Source organism: Mesorhizobium carmichaelinearum (assembly GCF_900199455.1).
Lineage (GTDB): Bacteria > Pseudomonadota > Alphaproteobacteria > Rhizobiales > Rhizobiaceae > Mesorhizobium > Mesorhizobium carmichaelinearum.
In genome coordinates this window covers 282624-305054 of record NZ_FZQR01000009.1, presented here as the reverse complement: position 1 = coordinate 305054, position 22431 = coordinate 282624, and the positions used below count along the sequence as shown (strand labels likewise).

At 61.2% G+C, this 22431-nt stretch carries 28 protein-coding genes and 1 tRNA gene; 13 read left to right on the top strand and 16 right to left on the bottom strand.

Annotated features, from left to right (window positions below; translation table 11 throughout):
- Positions 1-18 precede the first annotated feature (18 nt).
- On the top strand, positions 19-234 hold the full coding sequence (locus tag CKW40_RS22280) for a helix-turn-helix transcriptional regulator (RefSeq protein WP_095201997.1): 216 nt from the start codon (positions 19-21) through the stop codon (positions 232-234).
- A gap of 84 nt (positions 235-318) precedes the next feature.
- Here the strand turns inward: CKW40_RS22280 and CKW40_RS22275 are convergent, their stop codons facing one another.
- Positions 319-561 carry a helix-turn-helix domain-containing protein gene (locus CKW40_RS22275; protein WP_095201996.1) on the bottom strand — a complete coding sequence of 81 codons (243 nt, stop codon included), beginning with the start codon at positions 559-561 and terminating at the stop codon, positions 319-321.
- Between the two features lie 138 nt (positions 562-699).
- Between CKW40_RS22275 and CKW40_RS22270 the strand changes: the two genes are divergently transcribed.
- The 3 genes from CKW40_RS22270 to CKW40_RS22260 all read left to right on the top strand — a co-directional run bounded on the left by CKW40_RS22270 (position 700) and on the right by CKW40_RS22260 (position 3948).
- Entirely contained in the window at positions 700-1377 is a 678-nt protein-coding gene (locus CKW40_RS22270; protein WP_095201995.1) for a hypothetical protein, read from the top strand.
- A gap of 4 nt (positions 1378-1381) precedes the next feature.
- Entirely contained in the window at positions 1382-1840 is a 459-nt protein-coding gene (locus CKW40_RS22265; RefSeq protein ID WP_244571245.1) for a helix-turn-helix domain-containing protein, read from the top strand.
- Between the two features lie 479 nt (positions 1841-2319).
- Positions 2320-3948: a recombinase family protein gene (locus CKW40_RS22260; RefSeq protein WP_095202036.1), complete on the top strand. Its 1629-nt coding sequence runs from the start codon at positions 2320-2322 to the stop codon at positions 3946-3948.
- Here the strand turns inward: CKW40_RS22260 and CKW40_RS22255 are convergent.
- Positions 3905-3981, bottom strand: a tRNA-Met gene (locus tag CKW40_RS22255). The two genes, CKW40_RS22260 and CKW40_RS22255, sit on opposite strands and share 44 nt — an antisense overlap.
- 241 nt (positions 3982-4222) lie before the next feature.
- On the opposite strand from CKW40_RS22255, the gene CKW40_RS22250 reads away from it, so the two are divergent.
- The gene (locus CKW40_RS22250; RefSeq protein ID WP_095201993.1) at positions 4223-5182 is read left to right on the top strand and encodes a Gfo/Idh/MocA family protein; all 960 of its coding nucleotides are present in this window, start codon (positions 4223-4225) and stop codon (positions 5180-5182) included.
- Positions 5183-5232: 50 nt separating this feature from the next.
- On the opposite strand, the gene mnmA is transcribed toward CKW40_RS22250, so the two are convergent.
- Positions 5233-6423: a tRNA 2-thiouridine(34) synthase MnmA gene (gene mnmA, locus CKW40_RS22245; protein WP_095201992.1), complete on the bottom strand. Its 1191-nt coding sequence runs from the start codon at positions 6421-6423 to the stop codon at positions 5233-5235.
- Between mnmA and CKW40_RS43080 the strand changes: the two genes are divergently transcribed.
- On the top strand, positions 6422-6625 hold the full coding sequence (locus CKW40_RS43080) for a hypothetical protein (RefSeq protein WP_143748360.1): 204 nt from the start codon (positions 6422-6424) through the stop codon (positions 6623-6625). The genes mnmA and CKW40_RS43080 overlap by 2 nt on opposite strands.
- Positions 6626-6710: 85 nt before the next feature.
- A complete protein-coding gene (sciP, locus tag CKW40_RS22240) occupies positions 6711-6986 on the top strand; it encodes a CtrA inhibitor SciP (RefSeq protein ID WP_006203587.1) in 276 nt (91 codons plus the stop codon).
- 71 nt (positions 6987-7057) lie between these two features.
- Here the strand turns inward: sciP and CKW40_RS22235 are convergent, their stop codons facing one another.
- On the bottom strand, positions 7058-7984 hold the full coding sequence (locus CKW40_RS22235) for an NADP-dependent oxidoreductase (protein ID WP_095201991.1): 927 nt from the start codon (positions 7982-7984) through the stop codon (positions 7058-7060).
- Positions 7985-8073: 89 nt separating this feature from the next.
- Here CKW40_RS22235 and CKW40_RS22230 point away from each other — a divergent pair, with 89 nt between their 5' ends.
- Positions 8074-8472 (top strand): winged helix-turn-helix transcriptional regulator, encoded by a 399-nt coding sequence (locus tag CKW40_RS22230; protein WP_095201990.1) that lies wholly within the window; start codon positions 8074-8076, stop codon positions 8470-8472.
- A gap of 94 nt (positions 8473-8566) precedes the next feature.
- Here CKW40_RS22230 and CKW40_RS22225 read toward each other — a convergent pair whose 3' ends face one another.
- Complete coding sequence (locus CKW40_RS22225) at positions 8567-8944, bottom strand: hypothetical protein (RefSeq protein WP_056578132.1); 378 nt, start codon at positions 8942-8944, stop codon at positions 8567-8569.
- A gap of 451 nt (positions 8945-9395) precedes the next feature.
- On the opposite strand from CKW40_RS22225, the gene ctrA reads away from it, so the two are divergent.
- Positions 9396-10091, top strand: a complete 696-nt coding sequence (gene ctrA, locus CKW40_RS22220; protein WP_006203583.1) for a response regulator transcription factor CtrA — start codon at positions 9396-9398, stop codon at positions 10089-10091.
- Between the two features lie 206 nt (positions 10092-10297).
- Here the strand turns inward: ctrA and CKW40_RS22215 are convergent, their stop codons facing one another.
- Both CKW40_RS22215 and chpT read right to left on the bottom strand, forming a co-directional pair.
- Positions 10298-10666 (bottom strand): response regulator, encoded by a 369-nt coding sequence (locus tag CKW40_RS22215; protein ID WP_095201989.1) that lies wholly within the window; start codon positions 10664-10666, stop codon positions 10298-10300.
- A gap of 225 nt (positions 10667-10891) precedes the next feature.
- Complete coding sequence (gene chpT, locus CKW40_RS22210) at positions 10892-11521, bottom strand: histidine phosphotransferase ChpT (protein ID WP_095201988.1); 630 nt, start codon at positions 11519-11521, stop codon at positions 10892-10894.
- A gap of 404 nt (positions 11522-11925) precedes the next feature.
- Here chpT and CKW40_RS22205 point away from each other — a divergent pair, with 404 nt between their 5' ends.
- Positions 11926-12447 (top strand): DUF1134 domain-containing protein, encoded by a 522-nt coding sequence (locus tag CKW40_RS22205; protein ID WP_244571251.1) that lies wholly within the window; start codon positions 11926-11928, stop codon positions 12445-12447.
- 160 nt (positions 12448-12607) lie between these two features.
- Entirely contained in the window at positions 12608-13756 is a 1149-nt protein-coding gene (locus tag CKW40_RS22200; protein WP_095201986.1) for a coiled-coil domain-containing protein, read from the top strand.
- 25 nt (positions 13757-13781) lie between these two features.
- Here CKW40_RS22200 and CKW40_RS22195 read toward each other — a convergent pair whose 3' ends face one another.
- The 5 genes from CKW40_RS22195 to CKW40_RS22175 form a co-directional block, all read right to left on the bottom strand.
- Entirely contained in the window at positions 13782-14579 is a 798-nt protein-coding gene (locus tag CKW40_RS22195; protein ID WP_095201985.1) for a TrmH family RNA methyltransferase, read from the bottom strand.
- Between the two features lie 103 nt (positions 14580-14682).
- The gene (locus CKW40_RS22190) at positions 14683-15027 is read right to left on the bottom strand and encodes an ArsR/SmtB family transcription factor (RefSeq protein WP_027047319.1); all 345 of its coding nucleotides are present in this window, start codon (positions 15025-15027) and stop codon (positions 14683-14685) included.
- 155 nt (positions 15028-15182) lie between these two features.
- On the bottom strand, positions 15183-15965 hold the full coding sequence (locus tag CKW40_RS22185) for a HugZ family pyridoxamine 5'-phosphate oxidase (protein ID WP_095201984.1): 783 nt from the start codon (positions 15963-15965) through the stop codon (positions 15183-15185).
- 129 nt (positions 15966-16094) lie between these two features.
- Positions 16095-16856, bottom strand: coding sequence for a 3-hydroxyacyl-CoA dehydrogenase (locus CKW40_RS22180; RefSeq protein WP_095201983.1), 762 nt, complete (start codon positions 16854-16856; stop codon positions 16095-16097).
- A 129-nt stretch (positions 16857-16985) separates the two neighbouring features.
- Positions 16986-17510 (bottom strand): GNAT family N-acetyltransferase, encoded by a 525-nt coding sequence (locus CKW40_RS22175; protein ID WP_095201982.1) that lies wholly within the window; start codon positions 17508-17510, stop codon positions 16986-16988.
- A 273-nt stretch (positions 17511-17783) separates the two neighbouring features.
- Here CKW40_RS22175 and CKW40_RS22170 point away from each other — a divergent pair, with 273 nt between their 5' ends.
- Positions 17784-18767 carry a glutathione S-transferase family protein gene (locus CKW40_RS22170; RefSeq protein WP_095201981.1) on the top strand — a complete coding sequence of 328 codons (984 nt, stop codon included), beginning with the start codon at positions 17784-17786 and terminating at the stop codon, positions 18765-18767.
- Between the two features lie 30 nt (positions 18768-18797).
- On the opposite strand, the gene CKW40_RS22165 is transcribed toward CKW40_RS22170, so the two are convergent.
- Together CKW40_RS22165 and CKW40_RS22160 are read right to left on the bottom strand one after the other, a co-directional pair.
- Positions 18798-19277: an ABZJ_00895 family protein gene (locus CKW40_RS22165; protein ID WP_143748359.1), complete on the bottom strand. Its 480-nt coding sequence runs from the start codon at positions 19275-19277 to the stop codon at positions 18798-18800.
- A gap of 66 nt (positions 19278-19343) precedes the next feature.
- The gene (locus tag CKW40_RS22160; protein ID WP_095201979.1) at positions 19344-19841 is read right to left on the bottom strand and encodes an NUDIX domain-containing protein; all 498 of its coding nucleotides are present in this window, start codon (positions 19839-19841) and stop codon (positions 19344-19346) included.
- Between the two features lie 53 nt (positions 19842-19894).
- On the opposite strand from CKW40_RS22160, the gene CKW40_RS22155 reads away from it, so the two are divergent.
- Positions 19895-20824: a metallophosphoesterase family protein gene (locus CKW40_RS22155; RefSeq protein WP_095202034.1), complete on the top strand. Its 930-nt coding sequence runs from the start codon at positions 19895-19897 to the stop codon at positions 20822-20824.
- On the opposite strand, the gene CKW40_RS22150 is transcribed toward CKW40_RS22155, so the two are convergent.
- Together CKW40_RS22150 and CKW40_RS22145 are read right to left on the bottom strand one after the other, a co-directional pair.
- Positions 20808-21422, bottom strand: coding sequence for a hypothetical protein (locus tag CKW40_RS22150; RefSeq protein ID WP_095202035.1), 615 nt, complete (start codon positions 21420-21422; stop codon positions 20808-20810). The genes CKW40_RS22155 and CKW40_RS22150 overlap by 17 nt on opposite strands.
- Before the next feature lie 109 nt (positions 21423-21531).
- The gene (locus CKW40_RS22145; RefSeq protein WP_095201978.1) at positions 21532-22335 is read right to left on the bottom strand and encodes an alpha/beta fold hydrolase; all 804 of its coding nucleotides are present in this window, start codon (positions 22333-22335) and stop codon (positions 21532-21534) included.
- Between the last annotated feature and the right edge of the window lie 96 nt (positions 22336-22431).

Sequence of the window (22431 nt, the reverse complement as noted above, 5' to 3'; positions counted from 1 at the left end):
CTGAGAGGCAGGCAAGCTATGCCCGAGCCAGATCGTATCATACGCCTCAAAACCGTCCTTACCCGGACCGGCCTGTCCCGCTCTACCATCTATCGCAAGATCGCCGAAGGCACGTTCCCACCCCAGATCAAGATCAGCATCAACGGGGCGGGCTGGCATGAATCCGATATCAATCGCTGGGTTGAAGATCCCATTCGATGGGGGCCGAAGGCTGAGGTGAAGAGGTCCGATTGAATGGGTAGGTGCAAAAACTGTGGGCTTCCTTGCCGGTTCTGCAAATTGTGAATTTGCATTAGCGCGGTCACGCGCTCCCATCGCTCAACCTGTTACTTCCGATAGCTTCTTGATGGCTGACGGAGCGTTAAAACCGAGAATCTCGGCGAGGTTTATAAACTCCACGACATCAACACGTCGCTGTCCGCTTTCCAGGCGAGCTACGAACGATTGGTATTGGCCGAGCCTGGTTGCCAACTCAACTTGAGTAAGGCCTGCCGCTTCACGTTTTTCGATCAGCAGCGCGATCAAAGCTTTGTGCCGATTCGTACCGAGTGTATCGACCACTTATCACCTCATCTGACCTCAGATGGGGGGTTCCTTTATATCTGATTTTCAGTTATCTTAAATTCAGATATTTAGCTGAGGGCGCCAAAGCGCTTGGCTGTATCCACCAACCAAGCAAAGCTGTTTGGAACTCGGATCATGGCTGATACCGACAATAAATCGACCCTACTGACCGTCACCCGCCGGCAATTGATGGCGGGAGTGGCTGCGGCAAGTTCGTCCGGGCCATTCGGGGTTTCGGCGCGTGAGAATACGACGCGCAAATTACAGCTAGAAGATCCCACTCTGCGCTTGTGCGAGAGGTGGCTGGAGGTTCATGGCAGGACACAGGCACTCTGCCGAAAGCAACAATCGCTGGAGACACTGCTCGTCAGGACAATTGGGTTTCAAAATACACAGGAGCACCTTACCAGCGGGGGCGAAGCAAACGTCCGTTCTGTCGACGGTTTGTCTATTATTCTTTTGCCTGAGGACGAGGCTTTCCATAAGGCGGTAGCTGAACTCGCCGCGCATCAAGCGCACTGGGATGCCATGGACGACCAGATCGGCTATTCGAGAATGGACGAAATGATCCGGCAATCCGAAGCTATCGAACAGGCTCTTCTGGGTGATCTACTGCTATCGCCAGCGACAACGATTCACGGCGTGCTAGCCAAGTTGTCGGTCGTGCTGTGCCAAGCTGAGAATAGGGAAGACCCTGACGATTTCCCATGGCATCACATCCGCGCATTGCGGAACGATCTCATCCGCCTTCATGGCTTAGACGCTGCGACGAACCCAAGATCAGAAAAGCAGCAAAACTCACAGAGCAGGTGAAGCCTTGTTAAAACTTTTGGATGGTTTTCAAAGCGGTGTGGTACCTAATGGTGAGGTCGGTCCCCATCCGGCCGACCGTCATGTCGGCAGGCAGATCGCGACTCTGCGAGTCCAGTCGGACGTCTCCCAGGCGAAACTGGCCCGTGCGATCCGCATCAGCTTTCAACAGCTCCAGAAATACGAAAGCGCGCGCAACCGCGTCAGCGCTTCCACGCTCTACGAAATCGCCCGCTCGCTGGATGTTCCTGTCAGCCGCTTCTTCTATGGTCTGCCGGGCAATGGCGAGGCAACCGCTCCGCTCCTGCCCGTCGACGAACGCCTGGAATTCATCGCCAGCGCGGAAGGCAGACGCTTGATCGGAAGGCTGATGCGACTCCCCCCGCGTGTGCGCAACCGCGTGTCCTCCCTGCTCTTTGAATTGGGAAAGGAAATCGATCCTGTGCAATGGCAAGACGAGGATTAGAAACGAGGTTGAGGAGGTCGTGAGGGCCCGCGCCTCTTGTTGCCTACAACCTGGGAAAGACGGCGGTGGGTGTAGTCAGGCGATCCCGCCAGACATGCCTGAGAGCTTCTCTAGAGCCGCCCGGAATAGCTTGCGGCTTGAGGGTGGGATTTGCGGATTTCCGAAAAGCACGCCTTGCTATCCAATTCTGCGACCAATCAATTTGATGGCTTTTCTCATCTCCTGCATGCGCGCATCTGCTAGGCATGGACCAAGATCATGATCTCGGCAGGATTGACCCAAGCCGCACATTCTGCGGACTGTTATTTTCAGCAGAAGCCCAGCCGATCCGTAGCGAGCGCTACTCGCAATGGTTGTGAGACACCAAAACAGGGCCTTGTTCCGAGCGCCTGATAGAGCGATTCTGCGCCTTGCAAAAGCACTTGCGCGCCAAACGGCTCGCGAAGATCACGAGCGTGAACAGACCGAGAAAACTTATCATGAATCGAACCGCGATCTACGCACGCTTCTCAACCGACCTCCAAAATGAGCGATCAATCGACGATCAACACGCTTTGTGCCGAGCATATGCAGAACGTGAGGGGTTGAACGTTCTCGCAACGTTTGAAGACCGAGCACGCTCCGGTGGCTCCGTCCTGGGCCGTGACGGATTACTTCAGCTCATGGACAAAGCGCGTGAGCACGAATTCGACGTGCTCGTCGTAGAGGCACTTGATCGGCTCTCGCGCGACATGGAAGACCTTGCAGGCATTCACAAACGCCTTTCATTTCTCGGCATCGAAATTCGTGCCGTTCACGAAGGCGCGGTGAACACGGTCTTGGTCGGTCTGCGCGGTCTCGTTGGCCAGCTGTACCGAGAGGACATCGCTCACAAAGTCCGCAGGGGCCAAGCCGGCCGAGTCAACAAAGGGCTCCACGCCGGCGGTCTGACCTATGGATATTCGTCCGTGCTAGGCGATCCCGGGAAGCGGATGATCGCAGAGGATGAAGCGGAAATCGTGCGTCGTGTCTTTCGAGATTATGTCGCAGGGCAAACCCCGCGCGATATCGCTCACGAACTAAACACCGACCGCATACCGCCGCCTCGCGGTCGTGCCTGGAATGCCTCCACCATCAATGGAAATGTACAGAGAGGGACGGGGCTGCTTCACAATGAGCTTTATGCTGGCCGCCTGATCTGGAACAGGGTCAGAATGATCAAGGATCCTGATACCGGGAAACGTGTCTCGCGTCCAAATCCCAAGGGTGAATGGCGAGTAGTCGCAGTACCGGACCTCGCCATTGTCTCGTCCGACCTGTTCGACGCAGCACAAGCACGCAAGAAGGCGCGTGCAACCACCCATCCAAGCCATCAACGCCGACCACGGCATATGCTGACTGGGCTCCTGAGGTGCGGTGCTTGTGGTGCTGGAATGTCGTCGAAAGGCATGGACAAGTCCAGGCGCATTCGCATCCGCTGTTCGGCTGCGACAGAAAGCGGAACATGCGGTGATCCGAAGACCTTCTATCTGGATACGGTCGAGACTGCAGTTCTGAACGGGCTTACCGCAGAGTTGCGCCATCCCGAAGTGATTGCCCAGTACGTCCAGACCTACCACGAAGAACGGAAACGCTTGGCCGCAGCTACCGATGCCAGGCGCACCCGTTTGGAGCGCCGGCTTGAAGAGGTCAGACGGGAGATTGAGCGGCTGGTCAACGCCATTGCCAAGGGCCACGGCGACCCAGCCGTACTGGGACCGCATTCCACAACGCTGCATGAAGAGCGTAAGTGCATTTTGGCAGAGTTGGATCAGGTACCCGCCGCGACCGGAGTGATCGCGCTGCACCCTGCGGTTCTCGCCCGCTACGAGGAACAACTGAATCAACTTCAGACCAGGCTCGCCAACGGCATTGTTTCTGGCGATTTCGAATGTGCAGAGGCAATGCGTGACTTGGTCGAAACAGTCACGGTGTTTCGAGATCCGTCGAGAACCGGCGGGGTTGTAGTCGAAATCGCTGGTCGGCTGACGGCACTCTTGGGCGAGCGTGCCTTCCCCCACGGCCTCAAAGGAGTGGGGGGAATGGTGGTAGCGGGAGAGGGACTTGAACCCCCGACCCCAGGATTATGATTCCCGTGCTCTAACCAACTGAGCTACCCCGCCAGGGCGGCGAAAGGCCCGAAATCCGCCTTAAATCGAAAGGCATTTCGAGGCGTTCGCCAAGGTCGCGCGGATATAAGGTTGGGAGGGCGAGGCTGTCAAGCTTCGAAGCGTTCCATACCGCCGCATATTCTCATTACCCAAAAAAGCTTTGCCGCGCGGACATTTGGTTGCAACGGCCGGGGTTGAGTTCGAAGGGGCACGTCGCTATGTCTCGGCCACGAGTTTTTAGAGTTTGAAACAGATGAAGCCGCGCATTGCAGTCCTCGGTTGCGGATACTGGGGCAGCAACCACATCCGCACCCTCAAGACGCTCGGCGCGCTGCACGCGGTTTCCGACGCCAACCGGGCGCGTGCCGAAGGTTTTGCCAGCGAACAGGATTGCCTGGCGATCGAGCCCGACCAGCTGTTCGTGCGTGACGATATCGACGCCATCGTCATGGCCTTGCCGCCGCAGTTCCATGCGGATCTTTCCGTGCGCGCCGCCGAGAGCGGCAAGGATTTGCTGGTTGAAAAGCCGATCGCGCTGACGGTGCCGGATGCCGAGCGCGCGGTGCAGGCGGCCAAGGACAATGGCCGCGTCTTCATGGTCGGCCATGTCCTGCGTTTCCATCCCGCCTTCGAGACGCTGAAGGGGCTGATCGACAAAGGCGAACTCGGCGAGGTCCGCTACATCCACTCGCACCGGCTTGGCCTTGGCAAGTTCCACACCGAGAACGATGCGCTGTGGGACCTGGCGCCGCACGATCTGTCGATGATCCTGGCGATCACCGGCACCGAGCCGATCGAGGTCCGCGGCGAGGGCGCGGCACTCCTCGACAACCTCAGCGATTTCGCGCATCTGCACATGCGCTTTCCCAACGGCCTGCGCAGCCATCTTTTCACCTCGCGGCTCAATCCCTACCGCGAACGGCGGCTGACAGTGGTCGGCACCAAGGCGATGGCGGTGTTCGACGATGTCGAGCCATGGGAGCGCAAGCTTGCCGTCTACCGCCACGCGGTCTGGCAGGACAGCGGCCAATGGGCCTTCACCACCAACGAGCCGTCCTATGTCGCGGTGGCGCAAGGCATGCCGCTGACGCGCGAGCTGGAGCATTTCATCCACTGCATCGAGACGCGCGCCGAACCGCGCACCAGCGGTGAAGAAGCGATCAGGGTGCTGCGCATCCTGACGGCCGGTACGGTCACCCACACGAAGTCCTGAAGGAAAGCGAAGGCCGCGCCGTAATCATGGCGCGACCGGGCAGGCGGCGCCTATTCGGCGGGAACCTGCGTCGGCCTGGCTGCGAGCCGGCTCAGCATGGCCTCGGCCTCGGCACCGCGCTCGGAGCGTTCGATGAAGCCGCCACCGAAGATGCGGGCCTCGTTGCCGTCGTCGGAATAGAGCACGCAGGCCTGTCCGGGCGCGATGCCGGATTCGCCGTCGGCCAATTCGACCGACGTCACGCCTGCGATGTGGCGCAGCACCGCCGGACGCGGCGGCCTGGTCGAGCGCACCTTGGCGAACAATTCGAGGCCGCCTTCGGGAATGTCGCTGAGCGGCCCGTCGCCAAGCCAGTTCATGTTGCGCAGATAGATCTTGTGCGTCTCCAGCGCTTCGCGCGGGCCGACCACGACGCGGGCCCGTTCGGCATCGAGATGGACGACATAGAGCGGCTCGCCCGAGGCGATGCCGATGCCGCGGCGCTGGCCGATCGTGTATCGCAATATGCCTTCATGGCGGCCGAGCACGCGGCCGTCGATGTGGACGATGTCGCCCGGATTGGCGGCGGTCGGCTTCAGCTTGGCGATGATGTCGGAATATTTGCCCTGTGGCACGAAGCAGATGTCCTGGCTGTCCTGCTTGGCCGCCACCGTCAGCCCCATTTCCTCGGCAATAGCGCGGACCTGCGGCTTCGACAGGCCGCCCAGGGGAAAGCGCAGATAGTCGATCTGCGCCTGCGTGGTGGCGAACAGGAAATAGCTCTGGTCGCGATCGGCGTCGACCGGCCGGTAGAGCGCGCGGTGGGCGCCATTGGCGCCGGAGCGGATATAGTGGCCGGTGGCGAGCGCATCGGCGCCCAGTTCCTTGGCGGTGGCCAGCAGATCGGCGAACTTCACTGTCTGGTTGCAGGAGACGCAAGGGATGGGGGTCTCACCGGCGACATAGCTCTCGGCGAAGGGATCGATGACCGCCTTGCGGAAGCGCTCCTCGTAGTCGAGCACATAGTGGGGAATGCCCAGCGTCTCGGAGACGCGGCGGGCATCGTCGATGTCCTGTCCGGCGCAGCATGAGCCGGCCCGGTGCGTCGCCGCGCCATGGTCATAGAGCTGCAAGGTGACGCCGACGACATCATAGCCCTCGCGCTTCAACAGGCCGGCGACCACGGACGAATCCACGCCGCCCGACATGGCGACGACAATGCGGGTGTTTTCGGGACGTCCGGGAAGGTCGAGACTGTTCATGATGCTTTCATTCTGCGCGGCATCTGAATGCCAATGTCGAGAATATAGGTCAAGCTTTCCGGCGACGCCAGCTTGCAAGGCGATTCCCGGATTGCCGGCGATCCGCGATCGGCTGGATTTTTCCCAGCCAATTCAAGGCTTCCAGCCCGATGTTTCAAATGCCTGCGAAAAGACTAACGCGCCGTTCACGATCCTTACCTAGTCATTAGGGTCTGCTTAGGCAATTTTTAAAGCTGTGGCGGTAACGTGGCGGGGATTGGGTCTTTGAGTTTTTTGTAGAGAGTACGATGACCGATCTGGTTAGACCTAGAGTCAAGTATGTTATTGGGCCTGACGGCAGCCCTCTTACGATTGCCGATCTGCCGCCGACCAACACGCGTCGCTGGGTCATCCGGCGCAAGGCGGAAGTGGTTGCGGCGGTGCGCGGCGGGCTTTTGAGCCTCGAAGAGGCATGCCAGCGCTACAAGCTGACCACCGAGGAATTCCTGTCCTGGCAGGCGTCGATCGACGAATATGGCCTTGCCGGGCTGCGCACCACGCGCATCCAGCAATACCGGCACTAGAGCCGGCCTGAACACGATCAAAGGGCGCGGTACTCCGCGCCCTTTTGTTTTGGACCTGATCCTTCCGACGCTCAGACCGTCAGCGCCACCTTGCCGATCGGCTTGGTGGCGAGAAAGGCGTGAGCGGCACCGGCCTCTTCGAGCGGAAAGCTCTTGGCTACGTGGACGGTGAGCTTGTTCGCGTCGATCAACCGGCCAAGCTCCACCAGGCCTTCACGGTCAGGAACGACCGACATGCGCTCGACCCGGATGTCACGGGCGCTGGCCAGCGCCCTGGTGGTGTCGTTGAGGTTCAGCAAAGACACCAGCACGCCGCCATTCCGGATGACCTTCAGCGAGCGTTCGGCGTGGTCGCCACCCATTGGGTCCAGCACCAGATCGATGTCGCTGATCCGGCTGGTGAAATCGCCTTGGGTATAGTCGATGACCTCGTCGGCACCGAGCTTGCGGACGAAATCGAGCTTGCTCGGGCTGGCGGTGGCGATGACGTAAGCGCCGCGCGCCTTGGCGATCTGCACCGCCAGATGGCCGACGCCGCCGGCCGCCGCATGCACCAGCACGCGCTGGCCCGATTTCAATACGCCATGGCGGACAAGGCCCTGCCAGGCGGTCAGACCGGCCAGCGGCAATGCACCTGCCTGGATGTGGTCCGCCGCCTTCGGTTTCGGCGCGATCTCGTCGGCCGGCACCGCGGCGAGTTCCGCGTAGGCCGCCGCCTGCTTGGGGAAGCGCGGCATGCCGAACACCTCGTCGCCGATCTTGAGACCAGTGACGCCGGCGCCGAGCGCCTCGATGGTTCCTGAAATATCCCAGCCGAGGGTGAAGGGCGGCTCGCCGAGCAGCGGATAGTAACCGCCGCGCACAGCGCCATCGACCGGATTGATGCCGGCTGCCTTGACGCGGACCAGCACTTCGCCGGCCTTGGGCGAGGGGGCCGGCTGGTTGGCAATAATTAGGACGTCGGGACCGCCGACGGTATTCTGGGTAACGGCACGCATGGGATCTCTCCTGCTTGGTTGGTGCCGCTATCATTTGTATAGTAATATTCTGTTGTCCAGTATGTACCTTCTTGATATATAGGTACCTCATGGATAGTGAAGATACGTCTCCCTTTGGCTATGACGCGTACCGGCGGACATGCGCTTCGCACACCGTGCTGGAGATGCTGGCCAGCAAATGGGTCTACCTGGTGGTCTGCGCGCTGCGCAAAGGCCGGCTGCGCAATGGCGAGCTTGCCCGCAAGCTTGAAGGCATCACGCCCAAGATGCTGACGCAGACATTGCGTGTGCTGGAGCGGGACGGCCTGGTGCGGCGTGAGATCTTCCCGGTCATTCCGCCGCGCGTCGAATATGAATTGACGGAACTCGGCCAGAACCTGGCGGGATTGCTCACCCAGATCCGGGTATGGGCGGAACAGCACGCGCCTGATATCAAGGACGCCCGTGCCAGGGCGATTGCCGCCAATGAAGGGGATTGGGCCGCTTAGATCGGTGATCTCCGCGGCGATTCAGGCAGTTCGATGCGACCGCCCGATGAGTTGCGTGCCAGCGGACACATCGAGGACGCGGATCTCGGCCGGTTCAGCCGATCATGGCGCTGCGGCCGCCGGTTTCGGCCTCGCGAATCTTGGTGTCGCGCGATTCCAGCATTTCGGCCTTGGAAAGCTCCGCTTCAGCTTCGCCGAGTAATGATTCGGCAGCGCTTCGCTGTTGGGCGAGGTCGCTTTGCGAATTTCTGAGGTTGTCGCGGCGCAAGCGTGCCGCCTTGGCGAAGGTCGGATAGGCGAAATGATTGATGTCGGTGATGCCGGCTTTCTTTTCCTCGGCGGTGATCTGAAGCTCCAGTTCGACGGCCATGCGTTCGAACTCGGCAATCATCATGTCGAGCTGCAGCAGCTGCCGCCGCTTCTCATTCACCTGAAACTGTTTCAGCCGAACGAGGTTTTCACGTGACTTCATGATTCGGTACTCCCGGAAACGCACACCCGCACATATCGTCCAAACCACCTGGAAAGGCCCAGGCTCTGCCCGTGTCCACCGGCATTCCCCAAACTATGGGAAACAAAACCCTAAAGTTTTTTGCCGGCGGTAACCATTCGTTTACGGGCATTGTTAATCATACGGGTCAGGGCTTAAGGCCGGGTAAAAATTCCGGCCGCCGAAGCGAAGGCGCGTCGATGAGTCCCTGGAGTCGCTTAGTCCAGGTTATTAATGTGTTGCATTAGGAATTTGGGTCTGGGATTCGTTATTAGATTCAAGAGGGTGTAGAAAGAGGTTAAAAAATCTGGTACCGTCGTGGACGGGAAATTAGGTTTTGTTAACCATTTGATGGCAGCCTCTGCACAAGGCAACCACTGCTCCGGGGCAGGACGGGTCGTGAAATGGTCCGGCAGCAGAAAAGGGGAATGAAATGCGTGTTCTGCTGATAGAAGATGACAGTGCAACCGCACAAAGCATCGAACTGATGCTGAAATCGGAAAGTTTCAATGTCTATACGACGGACCTCGGCGAAGAGGGTGTCGATCTGGGCAAACTCTACGACTACGACATCATCCTTCTCGATCTCAACCTGCCCGACATGTCCGGCTATGAGGTGTTGAGAACGCTTCGCCTCTCCAAGGTAAAGACGCCGATCCTCATCCTCTCCGGCATGGCCGGCATCGAGGACAAGGTACGCGGCCTCGGCTTCGGCGCCGATGACTACATGACCAAGCCGTTCCATAAGGACGAGCTGGTGGCGCGCATCCATGCCATCGTGCGGCGCTCCAAGGGCCACGCCCAGTCGGTCATCACCACCGGTGATTTGGTGGTCAACCTTGACGCCAAGACGGTTGAAGTCGGCGGCCAGCGCGTGCACCTGACCGGCAAGGAATACCAGATGCTGGAGCTGCTCTCGCTGCGCAAGGGCACCACGCTCACCAAGGAAATGTTCCTCAACCATCTTTATGGCGGCATGGACGAGCCGGAACTGAAGATCATCGACGTCTTCATCTGCAAGCTGCGCAAGAAGCTCGACGCCGCGTCCGGTGGCCAGAACTACATCGAGACGGTCTGGGGCCGCGGCTATGTGCTGCGCGAACCCGAAGACATCCGCGTCAGCGCCTGAGCGGCGATCGCCGCCCGACTTACTGCTTCGACAAAGAACCCGGCTTCGGCCGGGTTCTTTGCGTCATGGATCAGCAGTGAGGGTATGCTGCCGCCATTTCACCGTTTCACAGAAACGGCGAACTGCTCTAACTCTTTGTTTTGATGCAATTCCTCAGGAGAAAGCGCTATGCGCTTTTCCCGTTTTACACTTTTCCTGGAATTGTTTTAGGCGGCGATCTTCAAGTTGCGAAAGCGCTCGAGCAGCTGCGGGCGATTGAACGGCTTCAGGAGATAGCCCTGGGCGCCGGCGCGCTTGGCCCGCATGATCGACGCGATATCGAGTTCGACCAGCGAGATCAGGATCTGCGGTTTGATCGGACTTTCCATGGCGCGCACGCGGCGGATGAGGTCAACCGCCTGCACGTCCGGCAGGGCGCCGTCGACGACGATGATGTCGGGCATGTCGGCGGAGCACATCTCCAGTGCATCAAGCCCACTGGCTGCTTCGATGACCACCATGTCGGAACCGCCCAGGATGCGTTTTGCAACCTTCCTGATGACGCTTGAGTCGTCGACGAACATGCAACGTTTCATTTTCCGGGTCCTCTTTGCCCTGGGGCAATCCGGTCGTGCGGGCATCTGCTGAGCACCCTAGACCGATCTGGTAAAGAACCCGAAAAGCCTTTAGGTAAAATTTTTGGAAAGATGCCGCCGGAGAGGCTTTTCTTCGCGAATGCTTCGCTGTCGCCGCCGATTGAGCCGTCACGGCAATATTACGCCGTTGAAATACTTTGTTCTCCCGGCAAGCCGGCCTGACGCTCAGGCTGCCGAAAGCACGATTTCTTCCGCCGTCGCATGGATCGATATTGTCATGCCGGCCTCGCGGGCCAGCAGCAGCGTGTAGTAGGGCTGCACCGAATGCGCGTCGATCGGCTCTTCCGGCTTGTGACCGGAATGCAGTTCGAGGAATTTCGGCGGCACGCGCAGCATCGGGCCGCTCGCCGAAATTGAAATGCGCGGCTCGGTTTCAAGATTCTCGAGGGTGACGACCAGCTTGCCACCGCGCGGAATGGCGGCATTGCCGACCAGGATCAGGTTGAGCAGCAGCTTGACCTTGTTCTTGGGCAGCAGCGCGCGCGCCCCGTTCCAGGTCAGTTCCGGCTTTTCATTCTTGAGGAAGGCGATGGCCACCGCTTCGGCGTCGCCGGTGTCGATCAGCATGCCGGCGGAGCCTGCCGCGCCAAAGGCGATGCGGGCGAACTGCAACCGGGCCGAGGCGTTCTTGGCACTCTGGCGGATGAGCCGCATGGCGTCTTCGTCGGCGCCACCCTCGTCGAGCAGTTCAAGCCCGTTGTTGATCGCACCGACCGGCGAGATGATGTCGTGGCAGACGCGGCTGCACAGAAGCGCCGCCAGGTCAGGCGCGGAAAGGGTGAACAGATCGGCCATCGGTGAAAATCCCTGCAAAATTCCGCAATTCGTGGCCGAGCGATTGATCGTCGCGCCTGCCCACACGAATCACGCTCCAACCCGAGGCTTTCTGAATACACAGCACTCGTACGTACAGCAACAAACCCAAAATTGTCGTTGGGGCAAATGGCGTGTTCGCGCAGGCTCCCGGCGCCGCGCGACCCCAAAAGCCAGCCTTCGAACCGCCATCTTCCTGTGGGAGTTAATGGTTGAAAAAGGATTACGGCATAGTTTGCCCCTAACAGTCATCCTTAACGGCCGCCTAAAGAGCCGGACCGGATGCGAGGCGTCGGCGAAAGTGCTCCATGACGGAGATTGGAAGCATGTTTTCCCGATTTTATGACCGGAGTGCCCTCCGCGTCCTCTCACTGGCGATCACGCTCATGGGCGTTCTCGTCTTCTCGACCTCAGCCCTGCGGGCCCAGGAATACACCGCTCAGGAGATTATCGATTCCGGTCACAAGTTCTTCGGCGCGACGTCGGGTGGGCTCGCCACCGTCGTCGAGAAGATCTTCGCCTCCTACGGTCTGCCCAATGGCTATCTGCTGGGTGAGGAGGGGTCGGGCGCACTGATCGGCGGCCTGACCTACGGCGAAGGCACGCTCTACACCAAGAATGCCGGCGACCACAAAGTGTTCTGGCAAGGCCCGTCGCTGGGCTGGGATTTCGGCGGCGAGGGCTCCCGGGTGATGATGCTGGTCTACAATCTCGACGATGTCGGCAACCTCTACAACCGCTATGGCGGCGTTGCCGGGTCGGCCTATGTGGTGGCGGGCGTCGGCTTCAATGTGCTGAAGAACAACAATGTGCTTCTGGTGCCGATCCGCACCGGCGTCGGCGCCCGGCTCGGTGTCAATCTCGGCTATCTGAAACTGACCGAGCGGGCGACGTGGAATCCGTTCTAAAGTCCAACGCGTCATGACCGCAATGCCGACTTTTCCATGGGATTTGTAGGCCTGTGACCCCCAATGCGCTGCGGCAAGCTCTTGCCGCAGCGCCGGATTTCCGCCATGCCAGTATGATGCGGTCCAGTTCCGGCGGTTGCCGCCGATAGCGGGTAGTCCTTTGGTTCAGTCGGTCCTGTTCTTTGCCCTCGGCTTTCTGTGTGCCGGCTTTCTGGCGCTGATCGTGGCTCCGGCTGTCTGGCGGCGTGCCGTCGCGTTGACCCGCAGGCGCATCGAGGCCTCTATTCCGTTGACGCAGGCCGAGATCCAGGCCGACAAGGACCGCGTCCGGGCCGAGTACGCCATGGCGACGCGCCGCCTCGAAATGAACGTCAAGGCACTGCGCGAGAAAGCGGCCGAACAGCTCGTCGAGATCAATCGCGGCCGCGAGGCGTTGAAGGGGCTAGCGATCGAACGCACGGACAAGAACCAGGCGCTTGCCGAACTCGGCGCCAAGAACGAGGCGCTGCGGCAGCGCGAAGAGGAACTGCATCAGCTTTCGGAGCGGCTCAAGGAAACCGAACGCAAGCTGGAGAAGCGGGCGCTCGAGCTCGAAAAGCTGGAGCACATGTACGACGATGCCAGTTTTTCCTCCTCCAGCCGGCAGATCGAGCTGGTGGCGCGCGAATCCGAATTACAGAAGCTCGCCAGCGACATCTTGCTGCTGCGCGGCCAGCGCAAGGAAGCGGATCGGCGCCAGCAGGAGATCGCGGCCGAAAGCAAAGCCGCGCGCGATGCCCTGAAGGCGGAGAAGAAAAGGGCGGCCGAACTCGACAAGAAGGTCGAACGGCTGCTGGCAACGCTCGCCGATCGCGAGGACAAGCTCGACCGCCGCGAAAAGGAACTGGCGCGGCTGCGCGAAAAGGCGAAGGCCGAGGACGGCGGACCGGCCTTGCGGCTGGTCGGCAAACCGGATGAAGCCGGGCAGGACGAGGCCAAGAGGCGCGATGATCTGGACCAGGCGATCGCCAAGCTCGACAGCGATCGCGAGCGGCTGGAGGCCAGGCTGACGGCGCTGGCGCGCGAGAACAAGCGGCTCAAGGCGGATCTCGGCGCGGTTGCATCGCCGGGCTCGGCGAATGGCAGTGCTGCGCTGCGCGAGCAGATGAACGAACTGGCGGCTGAAGTCGTCCACCTGACAGCCAAGCTCGAGGGACCTGACTCACCGATCGCCAAGGCGCTGGCGGCACCGCAGGACAGCCGATCCGACGGCGGCGACCGCAGTCTCGCCGACCGCGTGCGGGCCTTGCAGAAGGCGGCCGCGAACTGAAGCGGCGGTCTGTCGTCACGCCTGTTCAACGGTGTGAAAAGTGGTGCAGCGCGATAGCTGACGCTGCCGCGACGTTCAGGCTGTCAAAACCTTTCGACATGGTGATCCGCACGGTTTGAAGGCGCGCAAGCAGGCTTTCGGGAAGGCCTTCGCCCTCGGTGCCGAGATAGAGCGCCAGGCGCCCGGCCGGCTTTGCATCGCCTATGTCGGTTCGTCCGCGCGGCGACAGGGCGAATTGTTCGAAGCCTCGTTCGGCGAGCATCGCCGTAAAGGCCGCGGTGTTGGTGAAGGACGCGAATGGGATCTTGAGCGCGGCGCCGACCGAAACGCGGATCGCCTTGCGGTAAAGCGGGTCGCAGCATGTCGCGTCCATCAGCACCGCGTCGGCGCCGAAGGCGGCGGCATTGCGGAAGATCGAGCCCATATTGTCGTGGTTGGCGATGCCGACGAGCACCACGACCAAGGCTCGAGCTGGCAGGGCATCCAGCAATGGTCCGGCCGCTTGCGGCGTCTCCTTACGGCCGATGGCCAGGATGCCGCGATGCATGTGGAAGCCGGCAATCGCGTCCATCACCGTGGTGGTGACGACGTAGACCGGCAGGTCGGCGGGTGCCTTGTGCAGGATGTCGTTCAGACCGCTGAGCCGGTTTTCCAGAACAAGAATGGATTCGGCGCCGAAGCGGCCGGACGACAGAAGCAGGTCAAGCACCACCTTGCCTTCGGCGACGAAACGGCCTTGCCGGCCGGCGAGATCGCGTTCGCGGATATCAAGATAGGCGGCGACGCGTGAATCCCGGGGGTCGTCGATGCAAATTGGGTCCATATCATGCGCTCAAAGATCGAAAGCGCGGTTCGTGCGTCGGGAGAGACGCACAAGCCACGCTCCGGAAATCCTCAGCGAGGTAAGCGGCCGCAGGAGTGTCGGGTCAAGTCCCGGCGCGGCGCAATCTCTGTGCCATCTGGGACAGATCCTCCTTGCCGGTACCGAAAATACCATCCAGCACAACGAGCAGCTCGCGCACCGCATCGGATTTGCAGGAGTAATAGATCATCTGGCGATCGCGGCGGGTTTCCACCAGGTCGAGTGCCCGCAGCTTGGCCAGATGCTGGGAGAGCGCGGATTGGCTGAGCATCACCTTGTCGGCGATGGCGCCGACCGACATTTCACCGTCGATCAGATAGCTCATGATCAACAACCGTTTTTCGTTGCCCATCAGCATCAGAAATTCGGCAGCCGATTCTGCGTTGGCTATTAGCTTTGTCGAGACCATGAATGCCCCATGCTGTTTGGTCATCGAGGCGCCATGGGGGCAATGGTGCCTGAATCCATAAATTCACTTGCGTAAGGCCCCTGACGAGTCAGCGCCGTCTCTGAAAGGTAGAACATTTCTTTCAAATCTCAAGTGTTGCTTTTGATCAAATGCAATTAAGTTTCATTATTTGGCTGCCTGGCAGCCCGGCCGCGCTTGGCCATATCGACCAGAACGGGTCTCAACTCCTGCGTTGCTACCAGGGGTTGTGGAAAGAATACCCGGCAAACATTGTCTCTCGACACCAGATCCATGCCGTCGGCGTCCAAACCGGCGATGCTCCAGCCGTCGCCAGATGCCCCGGCAAAATGATGTGCATAGACGGCGATCGCGTCAAGATGATCCGCGTTCATGTGTTCGACGGCTGATTGTTCGCTCGCCGCGAGCTCTTCGACTATGGGGCCGCCGGTGACGAGATCGGCGCGATCGAGCAGATAGGCCTTGCCGAAGCCGCCATTGAGGCTGGCGCGTTGCGGCTCGAGGCGAAAGATCGAGAAATCGCCGAGCCCGGCATAGAGGCTCGCCTTGGGATTGCGATTGAGATAGCGGCGCTCTGCACGACCATGCGCGTCCGAGCCACGCTCGAGCAGTAATGCCTGGCAGATCAGCGTCAGGCGTGGATGCGCCAGCGGGTCGCCCTTGCCCGGCTCGCCGAGCAGCAGGGAGCAGCGCGGATCGGCAAGCATGGCGGGCGTGTGCGCCGAGAGCATCGAGACCAGGATCAGCGGCGCGCCGTCGATGTCGGTGGCGACGCCCACCCGGCTTGCCAGCGGCGACCCGGTCTGCGGTTCCAGCACCGCCAGAGCGCCGAAGCGGGCGCTGCGCAGAAGCGTTTTCGCCAGCCGGATCGCCTCCGCGTCGGTCTCGCGGATCACGTCCTTATTTTGATTTTGCTTCATCAAAACGCTCGCCACAATTTCATTCGCTTATCGGCGCTGCAGGTCGGATTTGGCAAGGTCGCCTGATCCGCTTCCTTCCTCACCTTGGCCTGCAGGCGGATCGGTCCTTCCGACAGACGTCGGCCAGCGCTATTTCGGCGCCATGCGGATGGCGCCATCGAGGCGGATGGTCTCGCCGTTCAGCATCTGGTTTTCGACAATGTGCAGGGCAAGTGCTGCATATTCGGATGGTTCGCCGAGGCGGGACGGGAAAGGCACCGCGGCGCCCAGCGAATCCTGCACGTCCTGCGGCATGCCGGCCATCATCGGCGTCTTGAAGATGCCGGGTGCGATGGTGCAGACGCGGATGCCGGAACGGGCAAGATCACGCGCTACCGGCAGTGTCATGCCGACGACGCCGCCCTTGGAGGCGGAATAGGCGGCCTGGCCGATCTGGCCGTCATAAGCGGCGACCGACGCGGTGTTGACGATGACGCCACGCTCGCCGCCCTGCAGCGGCTCGAGCCTGGCGGCGCGGTCGGCGACGAGGCGGATCATGTTGAAGGTGCCGATCAGATTGACCTCGATCACCTTGCGGTATTGATCGAGCGGATGGGGGCCATCCTTGCCGATCGTCTTCACGCCAATGGCGATGCCGGCGCAATTGACCAGGATGCGCGGTTCGCCCAACTTGCTCGCCGTCTCGGCGACGGCGGCGGCGCCGCTGTCGGCGCTGCTGACGTCGCATTGCACGGCAATGCCGCCGATCTCGGCCGCGACCTTGGTGGCGCGGTCGATGCCGACATCGAAGATGGCGACGCGGGCACCCTTGTCGGCAAGGGCACGCGCCGTTGCCTCGCCAAGGCCGGAGCCGCCGCCGGTCACGATCGCGATCTGGCCGTTCGGATTCATGGCGTTATCCTTTCCCGGAGCAATTCATCATTTCACGAAAGCGCTGAACCGTTTCACATCTTCCTGGAATTGCTCCAAGAAAACAGAGGCGGATCAGGCCCGGATCGGCGGGCAAGGTCAAGCCATGGCCTAGACGTGCTCTACGACCCTGGCCTGGCTGGCATGGCCGACCTCGCCGGTGAGCCTGGCAACCGCGCCCGTTGTGATCTCGTGCGACAAAAGGCGGTCGAGATCGACAGGGCGCGGCATCGAGATCTGGCCGCGCGGGATGCGCTTGAAGCCGAGCGGCCCGTAATAGGGTTCGTCGCCGACCAGTATGACGGCTGGCGCGCCGGCCTTGGCTGCCGCTTCGAGCGCGATCGCCACCAGCCGGCGGCCGATACCCAGGTTCTTGAAGGCCGGCCGCACGGCGAGCGGCCCGAGCATCAGCGCGCGGCCGGCGCCGGCGGCGATGCGGGTCATGCGCACCGAGGCGACGACGAGGTCGCCGTCGACCGCGACAAAGGACAGCGCGCGCTCGTGGCCGCCGGCTTCGCGGATCTTGTAGGCGGCCAGCACGAAACGGCCGGGCCCGAAGGCCTCGGCGTTGATGGCTTCGATTTCAGGGTCGTGCGCCGGAGTTTCCGGCAGGTATTTCACGTCGGCAAGGCTCATGGTCTTTGCGTTCCGGTAAAGGAGGAAAGGTTTGCTGCAAACGGCAGCATTCGCCAGTCAGCGCTTCATCAAGCGCGGGCGCTCTTTCGTCGTCGGTCAAACCGGATCAAAGCAAAGTCAAACATGCGGAGTGTCCGCTAGCATCAATTTTCGGCCGCTGCAATTGGCCTGATATCTCCGCCGTCTCCGTCAAGTGACGGTCTGTTCAGCGCCTGACGTCTTCGACACGGCAACCTTGCGCCTACATTGCGGTGAGGACGCAAGGAGATTTGCATGGGATTGCTGGTCGAAGGCAGGTGGCAGGACCGCTGGTATGATACGGCGGACAGCGGCGGCAGGTTCGTGAGGACGCAGTCGCAATGGCGCGATTGGATCACCGTTGACGGGCAGCCGGCCGAAGGCCGCACACGCGGCTTCAAGGCCGAGCCCGGGCGTTATCACCTCTATGTCTCGCTTGCCTGTCCGTGGGCACACCGGACGCTGATTTTTCGCGCGTTGAAGAGACTGGACGGCATCATTTCCGTCTCGGTCGTGCATCACTTCATGGGCGCCAATGGCTGGACATTCCTGGCCGAGGACGGTGCCACAGGCGACACGCTTTACGGCCTCGATTTCCTGCACCAGATCTATGCCAAGGCCGATCCCGCCTATTCGGGCCGGGTGACGGTGCCGGTGCTGTGGGACAAGAAGGAGCAGACCATCGTCTCCAACGAGTCTTCCGAGATCATCCGGATGCTCAATTCGGCGTTCGACGCATGGGGCGATGCAAGCCTCGACTTCTATCCGCAGGAGCTGCGCAATGAGATCGACCGCGTCAACGCGCTGGTCTATCCCGCGGTCAACAACGGCGTCTACCGCGCCGGCTTTGCCACCACGCAGCGCGCCTATGAGGAAGCGTTCGGTGAATTGTTCGCGGCGCTGGATACGCTGGAGGAGCGGCTGTCAAAACAGCGCTATCTCGTCGGCGACCGCATCACCGAGGCCGACTGGCGGCTGTTCACCACGCTGGTGCGCTTCGACCCGGTCTATGTCGGCCACTTCAAATGCAATCTGCGTCGCATCGCCGACTATCCGAACCTGTCGAACTATTTGCGCGATCTCTACCAGGTGCCTGGTGTCGCCGCGACCGTGAACCTGCACCACATCAAGGCGCATTATTACGGCAGCCACGAGACGATCAACCCAACGCGGATCGTGCCTGTCGGGCCGGAACTCGACTATGGCGCGCCGCATGATCGGGGGCGGTTCGGGAGCTGAGTTCGCCGGCGGAGGCAAACAGCCGAGACCTTACTGGAAGGTCTCGGCGTTGATGCGAGCCTGTCTGGCAAGCTCCGCTTTCAGGAAATTCTTGCCCATGCGGCTGGAATAGCCCCAGGCGTTGATGCCAAAGACGACAAGCCCGGCAAACAGCAGGGTGAAAACCCAGCCGAGAGCAGGGATGGTATCGCTTCCCGGCATGGCTCCGCCCGCAACAGCAAGGCCTAGGAACACCAGTGAAAGCAGGCACGAGGCCAAAGACGAAAAAAGCGTTATCTTCCAATATTCGTCTCGATTGAAAAGCCGAAGGTTCCTCTTGACGAATTTGTAAGAGGCGAAAGAGGTCGACCCGAACGTGATCGCGAAGCCGCTCGCATGGCCGAAGCTGTCGGGTAGCGACGGAAAAATCATTGCGATGCCGATAAACACGGCGGTCAAGCCTACCATCATAAGACTGTAAAAGCCGACATAGGGCCAAACGCTTACCGATTTTACTTGTTCGACATCCATGGAATCGCCCCCCGTGTATTTTCTTGATCAATACAGCCCGGAACTTTTTTAACAGCTAATGCAAGCTTACCAAAAGGACGACGCGGGTTCGTCCCCAAAAACTTCGGCTATACGCCGCAGTGTTGCTGGCGTCGTATCCCTGGGCAAGCGATCGAGCGGGAAGAAACCGGCCTCGGCGATCTCATGGTCCGGCTGCTTCGGCGCTGTCTGGCTGAAATGCTCGATGACGTAGAAGCCGACATGATCGCGCCGGCTGGAACGGCGGTTGAAATGCATCGACTTCAGCGTCGCGGGGGCGGTCAGCGCGATGTTGCCTTCCTCAGCGAGTTCGCGCGCGAGCGCTTCGGCCAACGTCTCGCCGACTTCGACGCCGCCGCCGGGAAGCTGCCAGCCCGGCACATAGGTGTGGCGGATCAGGAAGACCGAATTGGATGCCGTGTCGTGGACGAGGCCGCGCACGCCGAGCGTCATCGGCCGCCGCAGCACGAAATAGAGGTGAAACAATCTGGCCCGCAACCCCGGCCAGCCGGTCTGGCGGAAAGCGGTTTCGGGATCGTTCGTCATCGTTAGCGAAACCGTGGGTGGAAAGCCGCGTGCGCGTCGCCTATGAAAGAAACATGTTCAGGCTCGCGCATATTTCCGATGTCCATCTGGGGCCGCTCCCCGATGTATCCTATCGCGATCTCGCCTCCAAGCGTGTGCTCGGCTACGTCAACTGGCAGCGCAACCGCCGCCGCCACATGCATGACGCCGTCATCGATGCCATCACCACCGACATCAAGGCGCAAAATCCCGACCATCTCGCCGTCACCGGCGACCTGGTCAATCTGGCGCTCGACGGCGAGATCGAGATGGCCAAGCACTGGCTGGAGACGCTGGGATCGCCACACGACGTTTCCGTCGTTCCGGGAAACCACGACGCCTATGTGCCAGGCGCTTTTGACAAGGTCTGCCGGTCATGGGCGGCCTGGATGAGCGGCGACGGTGTCAACACACCGGTCGACCGCAACGCATTTCCCTATCTGCGCGTGCGCGGCAATGTCGCGCTGATCGGCGTCTCGACGGCGCGCGCCACGGCACCCTTCATGGCCAATGGTTTCTTCATGGAAGGGCAGGCGGAGCGGCTCGGCAAGATCCTGCGTGACACCGGCGGGCAAGGTCTGTTTCGCGCGATCATGATCCACCATCCGCCGGTGCGCGGCGCGGTCTCGCAACACAAGCGGCTGTTCGGGATTTCACGCTTTCACAAGATCATCCGCCGCCATGGCGCCGAGCTTGTCCTGCACGGCCATTCGCATCTGCCGTCGCTGTTTTTTATCGGTACCCGGGCGGTCCGGATTCCGGCGGTGGGCGTCGCCGCCGCCGGCCAGGCGCCGGGTGGCAAGCATCCCGCGGCACAGTACAATCTGTTCGACATCGATGGCGAAAAGGGCAATTGGCGCATCCGCCTAATGCGACGCGGCCTGACCGGGCCGGCTATTCCGCCTGCCGACCTACAGACGCTGGAGATTGGCGCGGAGGCACCGGCCGCTATGGCCGCAGGCTGAGCCCCATTGCCACGATGCGGTCCCAGAACAGGGCGGCCGACACCGCCAGGCCGACCAGGGCGCCGGCGGCGATCACGCCAAGGCCCGACAGGAAGGCCGACCAGCCCTTGCTGCGCGCCATCGACCGCAGCGGCGGTTCGGCTTCCGCCACCTCGGCGCGCTTCATGCCGGCGACGGCCGGCTCGACCCCGCCCTCCATCATCCTCTGGCGCTCGACGACGCGTTCGGCGACATAGCGGGTCACGGAATCGGCAACCGGCTTCATCTCGGTCGATTCGGCAAGCACCACACGGCCGATGCGGGTGTCCTTGAGGAAGCGGTAGGTGCGGCGGTCGCGCCCCATCGCGACATGACTGACGGCATCGATCCACAGGCGCGGCTGCAGCCCAGCGGACACGACGAAGTCGAAATTGTCCATGTCGGCGGGCACGTCGGCAAAGACGGGTGCAAGCTCGGCGGCCAGGAGATCGAGGCGCATGCGATGCGCCTCGCGCATGTCGACGACGACATCGTCGCGGTCGGCGAAGGCATTCTTCACATCACGGATGGCATCGGACAGTTTCCTTGACGGATCGATCTTTTCGCCTGCGTCCTTCATCGGCGTCTGCCTCGCGGGTTTGGTTAACACGGGGTTAACACAGCCGCTGGCAAAATGCACTGGCGAGATCAGGGGAGCGAGGCGCTCTGGATGTTGCGCCGGAAGCAACTCAACCGGTCGCGGCGGCGAGTTTCGCGCGAACGGGCCTGGTGCGGCGGTTCATGTTGCGCTGGATGATGCTGGCGATCAGATCGGGCGCCTCCTCGATCAGCATATGGCCGGCCTCCAGCACATGGTGCACATGAAAGCGCACCGGCAGGTCATCCGCATGAGTGAAGGGCAGCACCGCGTCATCACTGCCCCACACCACCATCACCGGCATGGTCAGCCTGTCCAGCAGGTCGCGCGGGATGACGCCTTGCTGGTCGTCCCTGGTCATGGCGGCGGCGATCTCTACGAGTTTTTCCAGTTGCCCGGGCCGCTTGCGCATTTGGAACAGCACATCGGCGACGCATGGCGAAGGCGTGCTGGCGGGCCCTGACATCGCGTCAAGGCAGGCACGCACCTCGGCAAGATCCCGTGCCCTGGCATAGCGGCGCAGCAGCGGGCCGTTGATCTCCGGGCCAAAACCGCCAGGCGCCAGCAAGGTCAGCGAAGCCACTTTCTCAGGCTCGGCCAGAGCCATCAAGGTCGCCACCGCTCCGCCCATCGAATGGCCAACGAGATGGATGCGTTTGACCCTGCGGGACTCAAGGTCGGAAAGAACGGCCCTTGCCGCGACCTTAGCAGGCCCGGCACCGGGAAAGTCGAGCGACATGCCATGTCCCGGCAAGTCGTATGCAAGGGTGCGCGCGGAAGCAGCGAGCGAGGCGATCACCTCGCTCCAGACATCGTGGCAGCCGCCGAAACCATGCAGCAGAACGATGGTCTTCGAACCAGCACCTTGTTCGGCGACATAGAGCGATGAAATCATGAAAGCTGGGGGCTTATTGCGAGACTGAGAAAAGCGCGGGACCAGGCACCAAATGCGGCTGGATTGCTCTTCGTCCAGCGCCATAGCCAGTAAAAT